Genomic DNA, 20,828 nt, shown 5'->3' with positions numbered 1-20,828 from the left:
GCGGCATTCTAAATTAGTTTTCAAAAAAATAAAGCTTTATAACAAATTAAAATACCTGTAGTTAATCGGTTGGCGCAGGCGCAGGCGCAGGCTCAGCCCCCGCTGCGCTGATACCGAACTGAGACCGCGCTGGCCTGTTGCGCGGCGCCGCGCCGCGGCATACTGGCGCCATCCCCAACCACCAGGCTCCGCCATGCTGTTGCACCAATACGAGATCGCCGCCGAGGCCATCGCCAGCCCGCCCTGCCCCACGCACGGCGGCCGCCGCTTCCACACCTTCCTGCCGATGAACCAGATCCTGCAGGTGGGCGACAGCATCGTGTCGGCCAACGGCCTGTTCTTCGCCACCCTGCAGGGCGACGGCACACTGCGCGTGTACCGGGGCATGGACGGCGACGACGAACAAGGGCTGCTGTGGAGCAGCCGCAAGCAGGGCGAGCGCGGCCGCTATTTCGCGCTGGTGCAAAGCGACGGCAATTTCTGCGTCTACCAGGGCTCCGACCTGGCGCACAACTGCGGCTGGCACTGGGGCACCCAGGTGACCGCGCAGGGCCAGGAGTTCTACGTGGCCATGCAGGACGACGGCAACTTCTCGGTGCGCGCCGGCACCGGCCCGGACGACAGCCGGGGCGTGATCTGGGCCTCCACCGTCACCGACCGCGTGCTCAGCATCGAAGAGGTGCTGCACATCGAGTACGACTTCAGCGAAGCCTGCGTGCTGCGCACCAGCCCCGCCAACCAGTACTCCGAAACCGTGACCAACCACGCCGGCGAGGCGTCGGTGCACACGCTGGCCGGCTCCATTGCCGTAACAGAAACATCCTCCTGGACCAACACGCCCGCCGCCACGCTGGGGCCGGACGTGGAATACTTCTACGCGGTGCCGGCCGTGTCCGGCGACGAATTCGTCATGTCGGATGCCGCCGTGTTCTACGTGGCCAACTGCGCGTCCACCCGCATGACCGACTGGGCGTTCGACACGCCCTATACCGTGGCGCCGCACACCTCGATGCGGGCCGCCATCGCGCTGACCTATTCCACCGTGTCCGTGCCCTACGTGCTGGTGGGCCAGCTGCGCTTCGAATCGGGCGCCCGTGTTGTAGGCGCGATACGCGGAAACTACTTAGGCACCAACGCCCACAGCCTCACCGCCAGCTTCACGCCGCACGACCCCACGCCCAATCACAACAAGCGGATATTGCGTCCTTTGCGGCCGCTGACGGGCATGATCGCCCACTAACATTGCCTTGCAACAACGCATGGCGGGCGCGTCGCGGCCCGCATTGCAATGCTATAGTGGCAGAGACATGAGCCTGGATCTGCCCTCTTACCAACCCGCCGAATCACCGCTTCCGCAAGACGGACGCGTGCTGCTCGACGCCACGCTGCTGAAACGCCTGCGCAAGGCGCGCGGGCTCAGCCAGGAAGCGCTGGCGGACTTGTGCTTTCAACAGCAGTTGTGCGTCTCCATCGCCTCCATCAAGCGCGCGGAAACCGGCAAGATCGTGCTGTACCGCACCGCGCGCCACCTGGCCCAGGTGTTCGGGGTGGCGCTGGAAGAGCTGGCGGCCGAGCCGTCCGGGCTGGCCGCGCCCATGCCGGCGCCGCCGCCTTTGTCCTCCGCCGGCATGCCCGCCGCCCTGCCTTCCACCACTGCGCCCTCCGCCACCCTGCCGGCCGCCCTCCAGCCCGCCGAGCCGGACGGCGTGCTGCGCCACGTGGTGATGCTGGAAATCGAACTGGCGCAGCCGCAAACCGCAGCCAGCGCCGCCGTGCACGAACTGGCTTACGTGGTGCAGCAATTCGGCGGCCGCCTGGCGCAAGTGGACGGCAGCCGCGTTTCGGCCGTGTTCGGCCTGCCGCAAGCCTTCCGCAGCGACGCCGAGCGCGCCATGCGCTGCGCGCTGGAGCTGAACCGCCACCTGCTGACCCACGGCGGCCGCGCCATGGCGTTGCGCATGGCGCGCTGGGAGCGCGGCGCCGCCGTCTCCGCCGATCCCGTGCCCGACCTGCGCCACGGCCACGTGCCGCACGCGGCGCCCGGCGTGCGCCCCTTCCGCCTGCCGCTGTACGTCGAGCGCAAGCTGCTGCCGCTGCTCGACAACCGCTTCCTGTTCGAGCCGGAGCAGCAGCACCAGCAGCAAGACGACGGGCCGCGCTACCCCGGCTACCTGGCCTTCAGCAAGCCGGCCGCCAGCGACGCCAGCCAGCTGCCGCCGCTGATCGGCCGCTATACGGAAACGCGCCAATTCAAGGCGGTGGTGGAGAGCATCGAGGAAAGCCAGTGCGGCCACATCATCTACCTGCGCGCCATGGCGGGGGTGGGCAAGAGCCGCCTGGCGCAGGAATTCGCCGACATCGCGCGCCAGCACGGCATGCGCTGCCACCGCGCCGAAGTGCAGGACCTGGGCGCCGACGCCGGCTGGCGCGCGCCGCTGGAACAGCTGGCGCGCAGCCTGCTCGGCCTCGGCTCGCCGCTGGCGCAGTCGAACGCGCAAGCCATCGCCGACACAGTGGCGCGGCTCTACCTGCCGGCCGACTCGGCCCTGTTCTACCACGTGCTGGCCGGCGTGCAGCTGGGCCCCGAGCAGCACGCGCTGTACTCGGCCATGAGTCCCGAGGTGCGCGAACAGGGCTGGTCGCACGCGCTGCAAACGCTGCTGCTGCGCCAGGCCATGACCGAGCCGCAGCTGGTGGCGCTGGAGGACGTGCACTGGGGCGACCCTTACCTGTTCGAAGCGCTCGGCCCCCTGCTGGCCCTGTCGCGCGAAGCGCCGGTGCTGTGGGTGATCACCTCGCGCGTGGAAAACGACCCGCTCGAATCGGCGCTGCGCCAGCAGATGGACGACCTGGGCCTGTCCGTGTTCGACCTGGCGCCGATGGCGCCGCGCGAAGCGGCAGTGCTGGCCGACCAGTTCGGCGACGTGGACCCGGCCTACCGCGCCCGCTGCGTGGAACGCGCGCAGGGCAATCCGCTGTTCCTGACCCAGCTGCTGGCCAGTCCCGGCCAGCACCTGCCGGACAGCCTGCGCCACCTGGTCCAGGCGCGCCTGGACGGCCTGCCGACCGAGCACGCGCAGGCGCTGCGCATGGCGTCGGTGCTGGGCCACCGCTTCGACCTGGCGCTGCTGCGCGCCGCGCTCGGCCAGCCGGACTACCAGCCGCAAGCGGCCGGGCGCGACAGCCTGCTGCGCGCGGTGGCCGGTTCCACCAGCGGCGGCAGCTACGGCTTCGTGCACGACCTCGTCATGCACTGCATCTACGACGCCATCGACCCCGCCCAGCAGCGCCGCCTGCACCTGCAGGCGGCGCAGGCCTGGCGCGGGCAGGACGCCGTGCAGTGCGCGCACCACCTGTACCGCGCCGGCGACCCGGGCGCGCTTGAGATGATGCTGTCGGCCATCCGCGTCAAGCTGGAACAGCACCAGTTCGAAGCGGCGCTGGACCTGACGGCGGCCTGCAACACGGCCGACTCCACCAGTTTCAGCAGCTTCCCGCTCGCCCTGCTGCGCGCGCACGCCAGTGCCGGCATGGGCCACATGGGCAACGCGCGCCGCTACTATCAGCACGCCATGCTGCTGGCCGGGCGGCCGCAGGACAAGATCGAAGCCGTGGTCGGCCTGGCCGCCACGCTCAACGTGCTGGAAGAGCTGGAGGAGGAAGAGCGCCTGCTGGACGAGACGGTGCCGCTGGCACTGGAGATCGGCGCCGAAGCGGCGCTGGGCAAGCTGCTTTACCTGAAGGGCAATATCTACTTCCCGCGCGGCAACTACAACGAATGCCGCCGCCTGCACGAGGACGCGGCGCGCTACGCGCAAGCGAGCGACATGCGCGAGACGCAGGCGCGCGCGCTGAGCGGCGTGGGCGACTCGTACTACGCGCAGGGCCGCATGCGCAAGGCCTACGACCTGTTCGAGCAATGCCTGGCCATGTGCGAGCAGGACCGCTTCGTGCAGATCGAAGCCTCCAACCGCGCCGCGCTCGGCTCCACCCGCATCTACCTCGGCGACGCCGCCGGCGCCGTGCGCGACGCGCAAGCGTCGGCCGCCATCGCACGCAAGGTCGGCAACCGCCGCGCCGAAACCTTCGCGCGCATGACCGCCGGCTGGGCGCTGGTGGCGGACGGCCTGCTGGACCAGGCTGGCGAAGAAGTGGAAACCGGACTGGAACTGGCGCGCTCGCTGGGCAGTTCGCGCTTCGAAACGTTTTTGATGGAAAGCCAGGCCCGCATCACCTGGCTGCGCGGCGACCGTGCGCTGGCCGAGCGCCAGATCGTGCTGGCGGCGCAGCAGATGGAACGGCTGCAGCTGCACAACTTCATCGGTCCGTGGGTGCTGGGCACGCTGGCCCTGTTCTCGCAGGACGCCGCCGTGCGCAAGCGCGCCCTGCTGCAAGGCGCGGCTCACCTGACGCGCGATTGCCTGGCGCACAACGCCTACCGCTTCCACCTGAGCGCAGCCGAAGTCTCGCTGCTCGACGGCGACACCGTGGCCGCCGAATTCTACGCCGGCCAGCTTGCGGCTTACGCGGCGCAAGAGTCCTGCAACTGGATCGAGCACCACACCGCGCTGATCCACGCCTACGCCGACTGGCTGCGCGCCCCGTCCGAAACCCTGCGCGCCCACCTCGCGCTGCTGCACGCGCAGTCCGCCCAATACGGCTACACCCACGCCGCCCCGCGCCTGCACCTGGCGCTGCAAGCGCTGGCCTGATCAGGACGTTTTAGCGAAGACGGCGACCAGGCCGGTGAGGTCCTTGCCGTCGTCCTTGCGCAGCACTTGTTCGGTGATGCTGCGCGCCTGGAAGCCGTGGGCTTGCGCCAGTGCTTCCAGGTAGTCGCGGGAATGGGCGTAGCGGCCGGAGGGGCGCAGCGCGTAATCGATGGGTTGCACGCCGATGGCTTGCGCGCCTGCCTCCTGTGCTTCCACCGTGAAGGCGAAGGCGCCGCCGTCCAGCAGCACGCGGCGGGCGGCGCGGAACACGGGCTGCAGGTCGCCGAAGTACACCAGCACGTCGGCCGCCACCAGCAGTCCGCATGGCGTGCCGCGCGCCTGCAGGAACTCGACGATGTCGGCGCAAGCCAGTTCGTCGTAGACCTCGCGGCGGCGGGCCTGCTCCAGCATCTGCGGCGACAGGTCGACACCGGCCAGCGTGCGCGCGTACGGCCGCAGCAGCGGGCCGCACAAGCCGGTGCCGCAGCCCAGATCCAGCACGTCGATTTCCGCCGCCAGCGCGCCCAGTTCATCCAGCGCGGCCAGCAGCAATTGCGGCGCGCGGTATTGCAGCACGCTTTGCAGGTGGTGGTCGAAATCGTCCGCGTACTGGTCGAACAGCGCGGCGACGTATTGCGGCGGCGGCATGGCCGGCGCGGCTTCTTCGCCCAGCGCGGCCAGCTGGTAGGCCACCGACGCGGCATCCGCGCCGCAGGCCTGCGCGTCGCGGTAGGCGGCAGCCGCCTCGCCGGCGCGGTTCAGCGCGCGCAGGGCATTGGCGCGGTGCAGATGCGCTTGCGCATTGCCCGGCTGCAGCGCCAGCGCGTGCTCGTGGCAGTCCAGCGCCCCTGCGTAGTCGCCGTTGCGCTGCATCAGCGTGCCATAGCTGGTCCACGCCTCCGCGTACGAGGGCTTGACCTCGATCGCGTTGCGGTAGGCCTCCCTGGCGTCCTCTTGCCGGCCCAGGCTTTGCAGCGTGACGGCCGCGCCGCAATAGGATTCGGCCAGGTTGGGATTGAGCGTGAGCGACTGCCCGAAACTCTCCAGCGCCTCCGCGCGCCGCCCCAGCAGATGCAGCGCAATGCCGCGGTTGCCCAGCGCTTCCGGGTACGCCGGCTGCAGCGCCAGCGCGGCGTCGTAGCTGACCAGCGCTTCGTCCAGGCGGCCCAGCTTGCGCAGCGCGTTGCCGCGGTTGGCCAGCGCCATCGGATACGCGGGCTGCAGGGCCAGCGCGCGCTCGTAGCTGGCCAGCGCCTCCGGCTGCCGCCCGGCGTCCTGCAAGGCCGCACCCAGGTTGCAATGGGCGATGGCCTTGCCCGCGTCGATGGCGATGGCCTGGCTTATCAGCTCGATGGCCGATTGCGGCGCCCCGCCCTGGCGCGCCAGCACGCCCATCAGATGCAGCGCGTCGAAATTGTCCGGCTCCCGGCGCAGCGCTTCGGCATACAGCGCCTCGGCCTGCGACAGGTCGCCGCGCTGGTGCAGCGCCACGGCTTGCTGCAGCAACTGGCTGGTACGGTGGCTTTGTGATGACATGGCGCGGCTTCGGTTCGGACAAAAACAGCACCTTACCAGAACGGCCGGCCATCCAGCCTTTGACTTTACGCGAAAACACTTCTATTATTTCTGTAACGACAGAAATATCGGAAATCAACATGCGTATCCTGGTTCTCGGCGCCACCGGCCTGATCGGCCGCCACCTGCTGGCCGCGCTGCATGCGGCAGGCCACGAGGCCTTCGGCGCCAGCCGCCGCCGGCCCGGCCGCGCTGCCGGCGGCCATGCCTGGCAAGCGCTGGATTTCGCTGCGCTCACCAGTGCGGAAGCGTGGCTGCCGCACCTGGCCGGCGTCGACGCGGTGGTGAACTGCGTCGGCATCCTGCGCGAAAGCCGCGCCGGGGACTACGAGCGCTTGCACCACCTCGCGCCCGCCGCGCTGTTCGCCGCCTGCGGGCGATCCGGCGTCAAGCGCGTGATCCACCTGTCCGCGCTGGGCAGCGCGGACGATGCGCCCACCGGGTACTGGCGCAGCAAGGCGGCCGGAGAGCGCGCGCTGGCGCAGCATCCGGCGCTGAATGCCACCATCGTGCGGCCGTCTCTGGTGTACGGCCCGGACGGCGCCAGCAGCAAACTGTTCCTCGCGCTGGCCACGCTGCCCGCCGTCGCCCTGCCCGCCGCGCACAGTTCGCGCGTGCAGCCCGTCCATATCGACGATTTGTGCGCCGCACTCCTCGCCCTGCTTGCGCTGCCCGCGCCGCCGCGCGAACTGGCGGCCGTCGGCCCGCGCGCCATGAACATGGCCGATTACCTGGCATGCCTGCGCGGCGGCATGGCGGCCAGCGCAGCAGCGCTGGTGCTGGACGCGCCGATGTCCCTGGCCCGGCTGGCCGCCCGTGCGGCGGCGCTGCACCCTGCCAGCGCCTTCACGCCCGATACGCTCACCATGCTGGCGGCCAGCGCCAGCGGCGGCAACACCGCCAGCGCCGAGCCGATGCGCGCGCTGCTGGCCGGCCGCCCGCTGCGCGATCCCGCCACCTTCGCCGCGCCTGCCCAGAAGCCCGCCGCCGTGCTGTCCTGGGCCATGCCGCTGGCGCGCGCCGTGATGGCTGCGCTGTGGCTGTGGACCGCCTACGTCTCCTGGTTCGCCTGGCCGCATGCCGACAGCATCGCCTGGCTCACCGCCTGCGGCATCCCGGCAGCCTTGGGCGAAACCACCCTGGCCGCAGCCAGCCTGCTGGACGCCGCCATCGGCTGCGCCCTGCTGCTGCGACCGCGCCGCTGGCTATGGCCGCTGCAACTGGCGCTGGTGGGCGGCTACACCGTGGCCATGACCTTCTGCCTGCCCGAATTCTGGCTGCATCCCTTCGGCCCGCTGAGCAAAAACCTGCCCATCCTGGCGCTGCTGCTGGCGATGTGGCGCCTGGACGAGAGAAAATAAGATGGAATACCTGACGATCAAATGGCTGCACATCCTGTCCGCCACGCTGATGTTCGGCACCGGCTTCGGCACCGCCTTCTACATGTTCGCGGCCAACCGCAGCGGCAACGTGCAAGCCATCTCCGTGGTCACGCGCTGGGTGGCGCGCGCCGACTGGTGGTTCACCACGCCGTCCGTCATCATCCAGCCGCTGTCCGGCTTCTGGATGATCCACCTGGCGGGCTATCCGCTCACGTCGTTCTGGGTCCTGTGGTCGCTCGCGCTGTACGCGCTGGCGGGCGCCTGCTGGCTGCCGGTGGTGTGGCTGCAACTGAAAATGCGCGACATGGCGCTCCGCGCCGCAGCGGCCGGCGAAGCGCTGCCCGCGCGCTACTGGCGCTATGAAAAATGGTGGACCGCGCTCGGCTTCCCAGCTTTCGGCGGCCTGCTGGTGGTGTACTGGCTGATGGTGAACAAGCCGCTTTGATTCCGGTTCAGTTCTGCTCCGGACGCCACACCGCCGCCAGCGCCTTCATCTTGGTCCAGAACGGCAGGCGCTCGTCGGACAGCACGTCGAGGAAATCCGACAGGCGCTTGGACTTGATCATGGTGTAGGCCGTGAGCACCGTGGTGACGCCGAACACGGCGCCGAAAATCCACAGCCGCCGGCTCATCGGCGCGTCCGCCTCGGACAGCAGGTTCATGCCGAGGAAGCCCGTGGTCACCGTGCCGATCAGGCCGAAGATGGTGACCACCGTCAGCCGCACCACCGTGTTGGCCTGGCGCCGCAGGCTGTCCGCCTCCAGGTAGCCGTTCATGTCTTCCACCCGCACCTTGACCTCCGCGTGCAGGCGCTCCAGGCCCAGCTGGGCGGCGCACATTTCGTACAGCGCGCGCACCAGCGTCTGTTCCGAAATGTCCTTGAACCAGTAGCGGTGCGTGAAGCGCAGGAAGCCCTCAAACGAGGAACGGATGCGGCGCTTGAAGCGGCGCACGCTGTTCGCATCCACAACGCTCAGGCAGTTCAGCGCTTCGGCCAGCCGGTCCGAGAACATCAGCAGCGAGGACTTCTGCAGGTGCGCGATCAGGAACAGCAAAAAATGCTGGTGGCGGAACTGCGCCAGCACGCCGCGGTCGCGGCAGCAGAAGAAATCCGAGCGGGCCGCGCCGACCACGATCAGCGACAGGCCGCTGCACAGGTAGCGCGTGTCCGGCGCGGCGCCGCTGCCGCCCCAGAAGCGGTCGTAGCACACCTGCCGCTCGAAGTCGTTCAGGTGCTGTTCCGAATAGGGCAGCGAACCGCGTCCCTGCCCGGTGACCAGCCCGAGGCGGATGAAGTCCTCGCGCGACAAGGCGCGCGGGTCTTCCAGCGACAGGTAGGCCATCACCGGCATGCGGTAGTACTCGATCTGGCGGTAGCGCAGCGCGCCCGCCTCGTCGCTCAAGTCGTACACCAGCGGCTCCAGCATGAACTGCCAGTGCGCGGCGATGCGCGGGGCGCGCTTTTCGCAGACGTGCGACAGGAAGATGTCGCGCTGCTGCGCGTCGGAACGCGACAGCACCCCGCCCTGCGCGTCCAGCCACTCCACGCTGTGCATGCAGTGCAGCGCCTTGCCTTCGGCGTCCCAGCCCGCCGGGTAGCCCCGCCCGAAGCGGTACAGCAGTTCCTGCGCCTCCTCCAGCGCCAGGCTGTCCGCGCTCACTTCCAGGTTGAGCATCACCACGTCCACGTCGAAGAAGAAATACAGGTCGGTGTGGACGATGGACAGCGTCAAAGGCGCATCGCCGGCGCACGCCGTGACGCGCACCTGCGCCACGTCGCGGCGGCGGAACACGCGCATGCCGGCGCCCGAGGTTTCACCGCGCCCGCTGCGCGCCTCGCCGTACAGGAAGCGCTGCACATAGGGCAGGAAGGTGACGAATTCGTTGTAGTGGCGCTCGTGGAAATTGGCGGCGTCGCCGTCGAATTCATCGACCACCTCGCGCCACGGCGAGCCGCCGTCCGCCTCGCCCATGGCGCGCAGCACTTCCCATGGCCGCTGGTGGGTCTGGTCGGCGCCGGTGGCTGGCATCAGGCGCAAGGGCCAGAGCAGCACCTGCCGCATGTGGTGCACATGGGTGCCGGCGCCTGCTGCGGTCTCTGTCATCCCCTCGCCTCCTGCTCTTGTTTGAATCCATTCTAGCGGAAAGGCGATACCAAAGCCGGTATCGCTCGCTGAAAAAATATGATTGGTGGCGCGCGCGCAGCAGGCCTAAGCTGGCTGCGCAATTCAAAAGAAGTACCAATATAAAAACGCTAACGGAGACCCTTATGAAAAAGCTACTGGCATTCCTGTGCCTGGCGCTGTGCGCGCTCGCCGCCCCCGCTTCCCACGCCATCAACCTGGGCGGCCTGCAGAACGCCCACGACCCGGGCACGCTCACCAAGGACGGCGACACCTGGTTCAACTTCACCACCGGCACCGGCATCTGGTATTCCAAGTCCACCGACATGGTGAACTGGCAGGGCGGCCCCGGACCGGTGTTCACCACCTACCCGTCCTGGATCTCCGCCAAGGTGCCCAACTTCAGCGGCTCGTTCTGGGCGCCGGACGTGATCCACATGAACGGCTACTACTACCTGTACTACTCGGTGTCCACCTTCGGCACGTCGACCTCCGCCATCGGCGTGGCGCGTTCGGCCTCGCTGAAAAACCCCAGCTGGACCGACCTGGGCATCGTGGTGGAATCGTTCGGCGGGGCCAGCGAGATCAACGCCATCGACCCGGCCCTGTTCCGCGACCATGACGGCAAGGTCTACATGTCCTACGGCTCCTTCTTCGGCGGCATCGGCGTGGCCGAAATCAACCAGGCCACCGGCAAGCTGGCCGGCAACGTGACGCCCATCCTGGGCGGCGGACATGCCGACATCGAAGCGCCCTACATCGTGCGCGAAGGCGGCTACTACTACCTGTACGTGAACCGGGGCGCCTGCTGCAAGGGCGCCGACAGCACCTACTACGTGCAGGTGCAGCGCGCCACCAGCGTGACCGGCCCCTACACCGGCACCCGCACCATCCTGGCCAATGTGGACGGCAAATACAAAGGCCCGGGCCATGTCGGCGTGCTGAAACAGGACGGCTGCAATTTCGCCTCCATCCACTACTACGACCTGAACGACGGCGGCAATGCCAAGCTGGACATCCTGCGCCTGACCTACAGCGGCGGCTGGCCCGTGTTGACGCGCAATTTCACCAACTTCAACGGCTGCGGCGGCCTGAGCGACGCGCGCTACGTGCTGACCTCGCGCCTGAGCGGCAAGGCGCTGGCCGTGGCCGGCTCGTCCACCGCCAACGGCGCCATGGTGCAGCAGCAAAGCTACAGCGGCGCCAAGAACCAGCAGTGGTACGCGGTGGCGCACGGCGACGGCCAGTACAGCTTCATCAACGCCAACAGCCTGCTCAGCCTGGACAACTACGGCAACTCCACCACCGCCGGCACCAATATCGCGCAGTGGGGCTACTGGGCCGGCAACGGCCAGCACTGGAGCGTGAGCAGCCCGGCCAGCGGCTACTACGTCGTGAAAAACTTGCTGAGTGGCATGGTGCTGGATGTGGCCAACAAGAGCACGGCGGAGAACGCGCAGATCATCCAGTACACGCAAAACAACGGCACCAACCAGCAGTGGACGCTGACGCGTCCATGATGCAGCCTTGATGCCGCCGTGAGGGCGCAAGCAACCCCTCGCTTGCAAGCTTGACTTTCCAGCCGGTTCTGTCACATTGAAGCTTTACCAGCTGGCGAATTCAACCATGTACGCCCGCACCATTTTTCTTGCCGCCGCGCTGTGCCTCCCCGGCGCTGCCGCGCGGGCATGCAGCCTGACGATGGCAAGCGAAACGTGGCCGCCCTACATCTTCATCAATGCGCAGGGCAAGCTGTCCGGCCTGGACTACGAACTGGCGCAAGCCATCATGAAGGAAGCCGGCTGCACGCTGCGGGTGGCCACCGAACTGCCGTCGCTGCGGCGCCAGATGCTGTTCAGGGAGGGCCAGATCGACCTGATGCTGGCCGCCTCCGACACGCCCGAGCGGCGCGTCTACGCCCGTTTCAGCACGCCCTACCGCAATGAAACCGTGGGCCTGTTCGCCAGCCCCGAAAACGCCGCGCGCTTCCGCAGCCTGAACGGCTTCGACGCGATCGCGGCGCAAGGCATTTCGCTGCTGGCGCCGCGCGCCGGCTGGTACGGCGACAGCTACCAGCAAGCCATCCCCAGCCTGGACGCGGGCGCGCGCCGCAGCACCTTCGGCAGCTTCGAGCAGGGGATGCTGATGTTCAAGGCCGGGCGCGCCGAACTGATCATGGGCGACGCCGCCGCCGTGCGGTACGAAGCGCGCCGCCTCGGCGTGGCGCTGGCGGCGCTGCCCTTCGTGCCCTTCCGCGCGCCGGTGCACCTGATGCTGAACGCGGCCAGCACCACGCCGCAGCAGCTGGAGCGCATCAACGCCGCCATCGCCCGCCTCGAGCAAACCGGCGCGCTGGCGGCCATCCGCGTGCGCTACGGCGTGCGCTGAAACGCCCCGGCGGGCATGCCCCTGCGGCTACCGCCCTTGACTTTCCTTGCCATTCTGGCACATTGAGGTTTTTAGGCTAGCGGCATAAACATGAGCGGACGCACCCTATTGCTGTCGGCGGCACTTTGCACCCTGACAGCTACCGGTAACGCCTGCAATCTGAAATTGGCGCCGGAGCCCTGGCCGCCTTACATCTTCATCGACGAGCGCGGCGGACTGTCCGGGCTGGATTACGAACTGGCGCAAGCCATCATGAAGGAAGCCGGCTGCACGCTGCAGGTGCAGCCGTCACTGCCGTCGCTGCGGCGGCAAATGGAGTTCAGGCAGGGCAAGCTGGACCTGACGCTGGGCGCCTCGGACACCGCCGAACGGCGCGGCTTCGCCCGTTTCAGCCTGCCCTACCGCAGCGAGACCGTGGGGCTGTTCACCACCCCCGCCAACGCGGCGCGCTACCGCAGCCTGGACGGCTTCGACGCCATCCTCAGGCAGCACGTGATGCTGCTGACGCCGCGCGGCGGCTGGTACGGCGACAGCTACGCGCGCGCCCAGCCCCTGCTGGACGCGTCGGGCATACGCAGCCCCTTCAGCAGCTACGAGCTGGGCATGCGCATGTTCAAGGCCGGCCGCGCCGACATCATCATGGGCGACAGCGCGGCGCTGCGCCACGAGGCCGAACGGCAGGGCGTGGCGCTGGCGGCCGTGCCCTGGGTGCCCTTCCACGCCCCGGCGCACCTGATGCTGAACGCCGCCAGCACCAGCGCGGCCGACCTGACCCGCATCAACGCCGCCATCACCCGCCTCGAGCAGAGCGGCGCGCTGGGCGCGATCCGCGCGCGCTACGGCTCCAACTGACCGGCACGGTGCTCGCGCCGGTAGCGCCGCTCGGCCTCGGTCAAGTGGCTGACCAGCAGGTGGGAAATGATGTTGATGCCGACGCCCGCAAACAGCGCCGGAAACAGGTATAGCGCCAGCGAAATGCCGGAGGCGAACAGCTGGTCGTCCAGCAGCGAGGGCGTGTGCGCGGTCAGTTCCGCCAGGCGGCGCAGCACGGCCACGTTGACGCCGGCCAGCAAGACCAGGCTCAGGCCGAAGCCGAAGATCGCCAGGCGCGACAAGGCGCGCTTCCACATCATGTAGCCGTAGATCGCCGCCGGCAGCAGCAGCGACAGTCCGATCAACAGGAAAAAGTCCAGTTCCACAAACACCGATTGGTTCACCGCCATACCGCCTCCCAAGCCTCGCCGTTCAGGCGATTATAGACAAGGCCGGCCTGGCCGCTGTGTCGCGCAGGAACACGAATGTAAGCAAAGGCAACCGGGCACATCAGCAAATGGCGGCGCGCCGTTTGCGCTGGATCAAGCGCAGTTCAGATAGGCCGGCCGGCGAGGCCGCGCTCTCCTATGCTGATCGGGCAGAAGCCGCGTCGCTGGGCACGTTCTGCAACCGGCCGGTGGTGGAAGACCAGGTGGGCGAGGCGCTGTCGACGGTGTCGCCGTCGGCCGACCGCCGCGCCCGCAACGCCCAGTTGGACGCCTTCCGCGCCGGGCACCACAAAAGGAGAATAGGAAATGTCTGAGGCAAATTACTTCTGGCAAGGCGGACGCAGGATCGACATCCGCAAAGACGACTCCGCCATCACGATACAGGCCGAGAGCGAGAGCGAAGCGCACCAGGCGGCGCGGCGGGCCGGCGTGGAACTGCGCGCCACGGCGCCCGTGACGCCCGGGCTGGTGCGCGCCACCGTGGTTGACGACCGCGAGCAGGCCGTGGACCGCCTGCGCGCGGACGACCAGGTGGTGCACCACGTTTACCGCGACCAGCAGACCGGCGAGAGCGAATATCTGATCACCGAGACCTTCTTCATCAAGTTCAAGCCGGACACGCCGGACAGCCGCATCCGCGACTATTTCGCCGCCGAACAGCTGATCGTCGACAAGGTGATCGGCGAGAAAACCTACCTGGTGCGGGTGACCACCGACACCGGCCGCAATCCGATCCGCGCGGCCAACGCGGCCACCAGCCGCGACGACGTGGAGTACGCCGAACCCAACCTCATCCGGCCGCTGATCAAGTTTTCCTTCATCCCGCCGGACGAGCTGTTCTCGCGCCAATGGCATTTGCACGCGCCGGAGGCCGCCGCCGACCTGGTGGCAGACGCCGGCATTTTCGCGCCCGAAGCGTGGGACCTGACGCGCGGCCGGCGCGACGTGGTGGTGGCGGTGGCCGACGACGCCTTCGACCTCAGCCATCCCGATTTCCAGGGCGACGGCAAAGTGGTGGCGCGGCTCAACGCGTCCATACGCGGCAACGAAAACAATGCCGGCATCGACTGGGACGAAAACGTGTCGCCCCGCCCCGGCGACTACCACGGCACGCCGTGCCTGGGCGTGGCGGTGGCCGAGGGCAACGGCACCGGCGTGGTGGGCGTCGCGCCCGGCTGCGCGCTGGCCGCCGTGCGCTTCCCGCTGTCGGAAATGTCGGACGCGCACTTCATCATCATGTTCCATAAAATTTCGGCGCTGGCCGACGTGGTCTCCTGCTCCTGGGGCTACGGGCCGGCCGACGCCCCCATGAGCACGCCTCTGAAGGACGCGCTGGCCACGCTCGCCCGCAGCGGCGGCCGGCGCGGCAAGGGCCTGCTGGTCTGCGTCGCCGCCGGCAACAACAACTGCCCGGTGCAGGACCTGGACAACACCCGCACCTACCGCTACCGCACTCGCTTCGGCATCCGCAGCTACAGCGGCCGCATCGATCGCTGGATCGCGGCGCACCCGGACGTCATCACGGTCAGCGCCAGCACCTCGTGCAAGACACGCTCGGCCTACTCCTCCTGGGGCAGACAGATCTGCGTCTGCGCGCCGTCCGACAACTGGGACGACCTCGGCGAAATCTCGCCGCGCGGGCTGGGCGTCGTCACCACCGACAACGAAGGGGCCGGCCCGAACTCCGACTTCACGCCCGGTTCGCGCTTTACCGACCAGTTCGGCGGCACGTCGAGCGCCACGCCCACCGTGGCCGGCGTGTGCGCGCTGGTGCTGTCGGCCAACCCGGCGCTGAGCGCAATGGAAGTCAGGCGGATCCTGCAGCAGACCGCCGACAAGGACTTGTCGCTGGAAACGGACACCGAGGTCAACGAGGCCGGCGATTTCAACGATGGCTTCAGCCTGTGGTTCGGGCACGGCAAGGTGAACGCCTTCCGCGCGGTGGAAATGGCCTCCAACGGCAACGCGGCGGAGCGCTCCATCGAGGCCAGCGACGACACGCCGCAGGACATTCCGGACGACGGCGAAGCGGTGACGGGCGCCATCCACGTGAACGAGGAAGGCGCGATCACCGAGCTGCGGGTACAGGTCGACATCGAGCACAGCTACATCGGCGATTTGAGGGTGGACCTGGTCGCGCCGGACGGCACCGCCGTGGTCCTGCACAACAATGCCGGCGGCTCGGCCAACGACCTGATGCGCACCTACGCGGTGCAGGACACGCCGGCGCTGCGCCCGCTGCTGGACCGGCCCATTCGCGGCACCTGGCACTTGCGCGTGAAAGACACCGCCCGGCTGGACGCCGGGCGGCTCAACGGCTGGCGCATCGCAGCGCGGGTGGCTTAGCGGGGCGGCTTAGCTGGATGACTTAGTTGAACTGGCTGAAGTCCGGTTTGCGTTTCTCGAAGAAGGCGGTGAACGCTTCCTTGGCTTCCGGGGCCAGCAGCATCTGGCCGAACAGTTGGCCTTCGGTTTCGATCACGGCTTGCACTTCGCTGTTGCGGCCGGCCTTCATCAGGCGCTTGGTGTTGCGGATGGAGGTGGCGGGCAGCGCGGCCAGCTTGGCGGCCTGGCCCTGCGCGTAGGCCAGCACGTCGGCGGCCGGCAACACTTTCGAGACGATGCCCATGTCGTACGCTTCCTGCGCCAGGAACGGTTCGCCCAGCATCAGCTTTTCGGCGGCGCGCGCGTGGCCGGCCGCTTGCGTCATCAGCAGGCTGGAGCCGAACTCGGGGCACAGGCCCAGCTGCGCGAACGGCACCGAGAACTTGGCCGTGTCGGCCGCGTACACCAGGTCGCAGTGCATCAGCAGGGTGGTGCCGATGCCGATGGCCGCGCCGTTCACCGCAGCCACCACCGGCTTGCTGGTGCCGCTCAGCGCGCGCATGAACTGGAACACCGGACGGTCGGTGAAGGCGGCGCCGTCGGCCGGCTTGGCGGTCTTCAGGAAGTCGTCCAGGTCGTTGCCGGCGGTGAAGATCTCCGGCTTGCCGGTGATCAGGATGGCGCGCACCGAGGCGTCCTGCTCGGCGTCGTTGATGGCGTCGGCCATGGCCTGGTACATCACGGTGGTGATGGCGTTCTTGCGCTCCAGGCGGTTGAATTCGATGGTCAGGATGCCGTTGGCTTTGCTGCTCAGAATGTCCATGTTTTCTTAGTCTCCGTCGTACGTGAAAAAGGCGTGAAAAAAGGCGCCGGGGTTGTGCCGCGGCGCCTTCAGTTAGCTATCAGCGATGCTTATACGCGTTCGATGATACCAGCCGCGCCCATGCCTGCGCCTACGCACATGGTGACCATGCCGTATTTGAGGCTGTTGCGGCGCAGCGCGTGCACCACGGTAGCGGCGCGGATAGCGCCGGTGGCACCCAGCGGGTGGCCCAGGGCGATCGCGCCGCCCATCGGGTTGACCTTGGAGGTGTCCAGGTTCAGGTCGCGGATCACAGCCAGCGCTTGCGCTGCGAACGCTTCGTTCAGTTCGATCCAGTCCAGCTGGTCCTGGGTGATGCCGGCCGCTTTCAGGGCCGCAGGGATCGCCACTTTAGGACCGATGCCCATGATTTCCGGCGGCACGCCGCGCACGGCGAACGAGGAGAACTTGGCCAGCGGGGTCAGGTTGTGCTCGCGCAGGATCTTTTCGGACACCACGATCAGCGCGCCGGCGCCGTCGGACATCTGCGAGGAGGTGGCGGCGGTGACGGTGCCCTTGGCGGCGAAGACCGGCTTCAGCTTGCCCATGGTTTCCATGCTGGCGTCGGCGCGCGCGCCTTCGTCCTTGTCGACCACGCGCTTGGAGACCTTGATCTCGCCGGTGCGCAGGTCCGGGGTGCGGGTGATGATTTCAACCGGGGTGGTTTCGTCCTTGAAGAAACCGGCTTCCTGGGCGGCGATGGCCTTGCGGTGCGATTCCACGCCGAACGCGTCCTGGTCTTCGCGCGAGATTTTCCACTGCTGCGCCACTTTCTCGGCGGTCAGGCCCATGCCGTACGCCAGACCGATGTTCTCGTCCTTGAAGGTGTCCATGTTGATCGACGGGTGGTGGCCCATCATCGGCACCATGGACATCGATTCCACGCCGCCGGCGATCATCACGTCGGCTTCGCCCACGCGGATGCGGTCGGCAGCCATGGCCAGGGCGGTGATGCCCGAAGCGCAGTAGCGGTTCACGGTCACGCCGCCCACGGTGTTCGGCAGGCCTGCCAGCACCACCGAGTTACGGGCGATGTTGAAGCCCTGCTCGGCTTCCGGGAAGGAGCAGCCGATGATGGCGTCGACGATCAGCGCCGGGTCCAGGCCAGGCACGGCGGCCATGGCACCCTTGATGGCGGCGACCAGCAGGTCGTCCGGGCGGGTCTTGTTGAACATGCCGCGCGGCGCCTTGCCGATCGGGGTGCGGGTCGCTGCGACGATGTATGCGTCTTGAAGTTGTTTGCTCATTTTCTGCTTTCGAATATTGTGTGATCGATTAGCCGTCAGTCTTTAGCGCCTGGCCGAGAGATACCAGTCCACCTGTACTTGCGCCGCCAGCGTGCCGTGCTCGTCGAAGATGTCGACGTTGACCGGGAACGCCACCTTGCCGTCCGCCGCCAGCTGCGCCTTCAGCGCTGCCAGGTCGCCCGGCACGCGGCCGCTGGCGCGCGTGGCGCCCTTGGCCAGCTTCTGGTACTGGATGCGCGATTCCTTGGCCACCGGCCGCATGTCCGCAATCAGCTCGGCGAAGCCGCCCGCCATGGCCGCGCCGGAGGCCGTTTCGGCCAGCGTGAACAGGGCGCCGGCGTGCGGCGTGCCGAGGTGGTTGTGCAGCCTGGCGTCGTCCGGCATCGACACCTCGGAGGTGCCGCTGCCGATACTGTCGATGCGGATGCCGAGCAGCCGCACCATCGGCAGGGTGTCCATCATTTGCTGCTTGATGCGGTCATAAACCATGCTCGGTTTCACTTTCAACAGGACTTTGAAGGCCAGTGACAGGAAGGACATCGGACTTTAGTTGCGCACCGGCTTACCGGTTTGCAGCATGCCCATGATGCGCTCTTGCGACTTCGGATTGTTCAGCAGCTCCAGGAAGGCCTTGCGTTCCATGTCCAGCAGCCACTGCTCGCTCACCACGCTGCCCTGGTCGATGTCGCCGCCGGAGACGATTTCAGCAATCATGTCGCCCAGCTTGAAGTCGTGCGCCGAGATGAAGCCGCCGTCGCGCATGTTGACCAGCTGGCCCTTGATGGTGGCCCAGCCGTAGCGGCCGGTCACGGTCACGGGACGCTGGATCGGTGCGCGGTAGCCCGCGTCGAACATGGCGCGCGCGGTCACTTTGGCCACGTGCAGCAGTTCGTACGGGTTGAACACGATCACGTCGTCTTCCTTCAGGTAGCCCATGGCCTTCGCTTCCAGCGCGGACTTCGATACTTGCGCGGTGGCGGCGTTGGTGAAGCCGGTCTTCAGGAATTGCAGGATGTCGTTGCCCTTGGCTTCCTTGAAGGCGCGTACCGCCGCTTCTTTCAGGCCGCCGCCGGCAGGGATCAGGCCCACGCCCACTTCCACCAGGCCGATGTAGGATTCGATCGATGCCACGCGCTTCGATGCGTGCAGCGCCATTTCGCAGCCGCCGCCCAGCGCCAGGCCCGCCACCGCAGCCACCACCGGCACGTTGGAGTACTTCATGGCCTGGAAGGTGTCTTGCAGTTCCTTGATGATGGGGTCCACTGCTTTGGCGCCGCCCTGCATGAATGCAGGCAGTGCCGATTGCAGGTCGGCGCCGGCCGAGAACGCGCCGCCGTCGGCTGCGTCCGCGCTCCAGATCACCAGGCCCTTGAAGTTCTTCTCGGCTTCGGCCAGGCCCATTTTCAGGCCCTTGATGACGCCGTCGCCGATCACGTGCATCTTGGTTTTCAGCGAGATCACCAGCACTTCGTCGCCGGAGTGCCACAGGCGTACCGATTCGTCTTCGAACACGGTGGTGCCGGCCTTGGTGCCGTCGATGGCGCCGCTGCCGAAGATCTGCGCGCGGAATTCCTGGCGCTTGTACACGTCCAGCGTCGAGCGCGGCACGTAGCTGTTCGATGCGGCGGAGTAGGAGCCTTCAGGGGTGTGCACACCCTTCTCTGCCACCTGGCCTTCGAATACCCATGCCGGCAGCGGTTCGCTGCACAGTGCCTGGCCTGCGTCGATGTCGGCTTTCACCCACTCGGCGATCTGGGTCCAGCCGGCGGCCTGCCAGGTTTCGAACGGGCCCGATTTCCAGCCGAAGCCCCAGCGCAGCGCGAAGTCGATGTCGCGCGCGTTGTCGGCGATGTCCTTCATGTGCACGGCGATGTAGTGGAACACGTCGCGGAAGATCGCCCACAGGAACTGGCCTTGCGGGTTGGTCGATTCGCGCAGCGCCTTCATCTTCTTGACCGGATCCTTTTCCTTCAGGATGCGGGCGATGATGTCGGCTGCCTTGGCGCCGCCTGCCACGTATTCGCCGGTGGCGAAGTCCAGGCGCATGATGTCCTTGCCGACCTTCTTGTAGAAGCCGGCGCCGGTTTTCGAACCCAGCGCGCCTTTTTCCACCAGCTTGCTCAGCACTTCAGGCGTCTTGTAGATGGCGGCGAACGGATCGTTCGGCAGGTAGTCCTGCATGGTCTTGATCACGTGGCCCATGGTGTCCAGGCCGACCACGTCCGCGGTGCGGAAGGTGCCGGAGCTGGCGCGGCCCAGCTTGGAGCCGGTCAAGTCGTCCACCACGTCCACCGACAGGCCGAATTTTTCGGCTTCGTGGATGGTGGCCATCATGCCGAACACGCCCACGCGGTTGGCGATGAAGTTCGGGGTGTCCTTGGCGCGCACAACGCCTTTGCCCAGGGCCGAGGTCAGGAAGGTTTCCAGCTGGTCCAGGATCTCAGGCTTGGTGGCGGCGGTCGGGATCAGTTCCACCAGGTGCATATAGCGCGGCGGGTTGAAGAAGTGCACGCCGCAGTAGCGCGATTTCAGTTCGGCGTCGAAGCCTTCGGACAGCGTGGTGATCGACAGGCCCGAAGTGTTCGAGGCGAAGATGGCGTTGGCGCCGATGTGCGGAGCGACCTTCTTGTACAGGTCGTGCTTCCAGTCCATGCGCTCGGCGATGGCTTCGATGATCAGGTCGCAGCCAGCCAGCAGGTCCAGGTTGTCTTCGTAGTTGGCGACCTGGATCAGTTCAGCGTCGGCCTTGTCGCCGAACGGCGCCGGCGACATTTTCTTCAGGTTCTCGATGGCGCGCAGAACGATGCCATTTTTAGGAGTACCTTCCTTGCCCGGCAGGTCGAACAGCACCACCGGCACTTTGGCGTTGACGCAGTGGGCGGCGATTTGCGCGCCCATGACGCCGGCGCCCAGCACGGCTACTTTTTTAACGGTGAAATTGGTCATATCGGT

Annotated in this window: 16 protein-coding genes; 9 read left to right on the top strand and 7 right to left on the bottom strand. The window is 67.5% G+C overall.

Features of this window, described 5'->3' with window-relative positions; translation table 11 throughout:
• Positions 1-193: 193 nt before the first annotated feature.
• Complete coding sequence (locus AC56DV_RS17205; RefSeq protein ID WP_496315453.1) at positions 194-1,240, top strand: hypothetical protein; 1,047 nt, start codon at positions 194-196, stop codon at positions 1,238-1,240.
• Between the two features lie 67 nt (positions 1,241-1,307).
• A complete protein-coding gene (locus tag AC56DV_RS17200) occupies positions 1,308-4,712 on the top strand; it encodes an ATP-binding protein (protein ID WP_496315452.1) in 3,405 nt (1,134 codons plus the stop codon).
• Here the strand turns inward: AC56DV_RS17200 and AC56DV_RS17195 are convergent, their stop codons facing one another.
• On the bottom strand, positions 4,713-6,248 hold the full coding sequence (locus AC56DV_RS17195) for a tetratricopeptide repeat protein (protein WP_496315451.1): 1,536 nt from the start codon (positions 6,246-6,248) through the stop codon (positions 4,713-4,715).
• A gap of 119 nt (positions 6,249-6,367) precedes the next feature.
• Between AC56DV_RS17195 and AC56DV_RS17190 the strand changes: the two genes are divergently transcribed.
• Positions 6,368-7,648 carry an SDR family oxidoreductase gene (locus tag AC56DV_RS17190; protein ID WP_496315450.1) on the top strand — a complete coding sequence of 427 codons (1,281 nt, stop codon included), beginning with the start codon at positions 6,368-6,370 and terminating at the stop codon, positions 7,646-7,648.
• A 1-nt stretch (position 7,649) separates the two neighbouring features.
• Positions 7,650-8,114 (top strand): DUF2269 family protein, encoded by a 465-nt coding sequence (locus AC56DV_RS17185; protein ID WP_496315449.1) that lies wholly within the window; start codon positions 7,650-7,652, stop codon positions 8,112-8,114.
• A gap of 7 nt (positions 8,115-8,121) precedes the next feature.
• Here AC56DV_RS17185 and AC56DV_RS17180 read toward each other — a convergent pair whose 3' ends face one another.
• Positions 8,122-9,774, bottom strand: a complete 1,653-nt coding sequence (locus AC56DV_RS17180; protein WP_496315448.1) for a hypothetical protein — start codon at positions 9,772-9,774, stop codon at positions 8,122-8,124.
• Positions 9,775-9,938: 164 nt separating this feature from the next.
• On the opposite strand from AC56DV_RS17180, the gene AC56DV_RS17175 reads away from it, so the two are divergent.
• The 3 genes from AC56DV_RS17175 (at position 9,939) to AC56DV_RS17165 (ending at position 13,032) form a co-directional block, all read left to right on the top strand.
• Positions 9,939-11,312, top strand: coding sequence for a family 43 glycosylhydrolase (locus AC56DV_RS17175; protein ID WP_496315447.1), 1,374 nt, complete (start codon positions 9,939-9,941; stop codon positions 11,310-11,312).
• 106 nt (positions 11,313-11,418) lie between these two features.
• Positions 11,419-12,180, top strand: coding sequence for a substrate-binding periplasmic protein (locus AC56DV_RS17170; protein ID WP_496315446.1), 762 nt, complete (start codon positions 11,419-11,421; stop codon positions 12,178-12,180).
• A gap of 90 nt (positions 12,181-12,270) precedes the next feature.
• Positions 12,271-13,032, top strand: coding sequence for a substrate-binding periplasmic protein (locus AC56DV_RS17165; RefSeq protein ID WP_496315445.1), 762 nt, complete (start codon positions 12,271-12,273; stop codon positions 13,030-13,032).
• Here AC56DV_RS17165 and AC56DV_RS17160 read toward each other — a convergent pair.
• A complete protein-coding gene (locus tag AC56DV_RS17160; protein WP_496315444.1) occupies positions 13,017-13,403 on the bottom strand; it encodes a hypothetical protein in 387 nt (128 codons plus the stop codon). The genes AC56DV_RS17165 and AC56DV_RS17160 overlap by 16 nt on opposite strands.
• A gap of 122 nt (positions 13,404-13,525) precedes the next feature.
• On the opposite strand from AC56DV_RS17160, the gene AC56DV_RS17155 reads away from it, so the two are divergent.
• Together AC56DV_RS17155 and AC56DV_RS17150 are read left to right on the top strand one after the other, a co-directional pair.
• Positions 13,526-13,756 carry a hypothetical protein gene (locus tag AC56DV_RS17155; protein WP_496315443.1) on the top strand — a complete coding sequence of 77 codons (231 nt, stop codon included), beginning with the start codon at positions 13,526-13,528 and terminating at the stop codon, positions 13,754-13,756.
• A complete protein-coding gene (locus tag AC56DV_RS17150; protein ID WP_496315442.1) occupies positions 13,749-15,788 on the top strand; it encodes a S8 family serine peptidase in 2,040 nt (679 codons plus the stop codon). The genes AC56DV_RS17155 and AC56DV_RS17150 overlap by 8 nt, the downstream gene beginning before the upstream one ends.
• Before the next feature lie 22 nt (positions 15,789-15,810).
• Here AC56DV_RS17150 and AC56DV_RS17145 read toward each other — a convergent pair whose 3' ends face one another.
• The 4 genes from AC56DV_RS17145 to AC56DV_RS17130 all read right to left on the bottom strand — a co-directional run bounded on the left by AC56DV_RS17145 (position 15,811) and on the right by AC56DV_RS17130 (position 20,822).
• The gene (locus tag AC56DV_RS17145; protein ID WP_496315441.1) at positions 15,811-16,590 is read right to left on the bottom strand and encodes an enoyl-CoA hydratase; all 780 of its coding nucleotides are present in this window, start codon (positions 16,588-16,590) and stop codon (positions 15,811-15,813) included.
• Positions 16,591-16,679: 89 nt separating this feature from the next.
• The gene (locus AC56DV_RS17140; protein ID WP_107875653.1) at positions 16,680-17,876 is read right to left on the bottom strand and encodes an acetyl-CoA C-acyltransferase; all 1,197 of its coding nucleotides are present in this window, start codon (positions 17,874-17,876) and stop codon (positions 16,680-16,682) included.
• A gap of 42 nt (positions 17,877-17,918) precedes the next feature.
• Positions 17,919-18,416, bottom strand: coding sequence for a PaaI family thioesterase (locus AC56DV_RS17135; RefSeq protein ID WP_496315440.1), 498 nt, complete (start codon positions 18,414-18,416; stop codon positions 17,919-17,921).
• A 6-nt stretch (positions 18,417-18,422) separates the two neighbouring features.
• On the bottom strand, positions 18,423-20,822 hold the full coding sequence (locus AC56DV_RS17130) for a 3-hydroxyacyl-CoA dehydrogenase/enoyl-CoA hydratase family protein (RefSeq protein WP_496315439.1): 2,400 nt from the start codon (positions 20,820-20,822) through the stop codon (positions 18,423-18,425).
• Between the last annotated feature and the right edge of the window lie 6 nt (positions 20,823-20,828).

Source organism: Massilia sp. BGA-UO-ETr-WB1, assembly GCF_059567845.1.
Note: the sequence above shows the minus strand (reverse complement) of the source record. Positions and strands in the feature narration are given on the sequence as shown.

Excerpts from the sequence above, each read along its gene's own strand:
- AC56DV_RS17205 (WP_496315453.1), top strand. The coding sequence starts at position 194 with ATGCTGTTGCACCAATACGAGATCGCCGCCGAGGCCATCGCCAGCCCG.
- AC56DV_RS17200 (WP_496315452.1), top strand. The coding sequence starts at position 1,308 with ATGAGCCTGGATCTGCCCTCTTACCAACCCGCCGAATCACCGCTTCCG.
- AC56DV_RS17195 (WP_496315451.1), bottom strand. The coding sequence starts at position 6,248 with ATGTCATCACAAAGCCACCGTACCAGCCAGTTGCTGCAGCAAGCCGTG.
- AC56DV_RS17190 (WP_496315450.1), top strand. The coding sequence starts at position 6,368 with ATGCGTATCCTGGTTCTCGGCGCCACCGGCCTGATCGGCCGCCACCTG.
- AC56DV_RS17185 (WP_496315449.1), top strand. The coding sequence starts at position 7,650 with ATGGAATACCTGACGATCAAATGGCTGCACATCCTGTCCGCCACGCTG.
- AC56DV_RS17180 (WP_496315448.1), bottom strand. The coding sequence starts at position 9,774 with ATGACAGAGACCGCAGCAGGCGCCGGCACCCATGTGCACCACATGCGG.
- AC56DV_RS17175 (WP_496315447.1), top strand. The coding sequence starts at position 9,939 with ATGAAAAAGCTACTGGCATTCCTGTGCCTGGCGCTGTGCGCGCTCGCC.
- AC56DV_RS17170 (WP_496315446.1), top strand. The coding sequence starts at position 11,419 with ATGTACGCCCGCACCATTTTTCTTGCCGCCGCGCTGTGCCTCCCCGGC.
- AC56DV_RS17165 (WP_496315445.1), top strand. The coding sequence starts at position 12,271 with ATGAGCGGACGCACCCTATTGCTGTCGGCGGCACTTTGCACCCTGACA.
- AC56DV_RS17160 (WP_496315444.1), bottom strand. The coding sequence starts at position 13,403 with ATGGCGGTGAACCAATCGGTGTTTGTGGAACTGGACTTTTTCCTGTTG.
- AC56DV_RS17150 (WP_496315442.1), top strand. The coding sequence starts at position 13,749 with ATGTCTGAGGCAAATTACTTCTGGCAAGGCGGACGCAGGATCGACATC.
- AC56DV_RS17145 (WP_496315441.1), bottom strand. The coding sequence starts at position 16,590 with ATGGACATTCTGAGCAGCAAAGCCAACGGCATCCTGACCATCGAATTC.
- AC56DV_RS17140 (WP_107875653.1), bottom strand. The coding sequence starts at position 17,876 with ATGAGCAAACAACTTCAAGACGCATACATCGTCGCAGCGACCCGCACC.
- AC56DV_RS17135 (WP_496315440.1), bottom strand. The coding sequence starts at position 18,416 with ATGTCCTTCCTGTCACTGGCCTTCAAAGTCCTGTTGAAAGTGAAACCG.
- AC56DV_RS17130 (WP_496315439.1), bottom strand. The coding sequence starts at position 20,822 with ATGACCAATTTCACCGTTAAAAAAGTAGCCGTGCTGGGCGCCGGCGTC.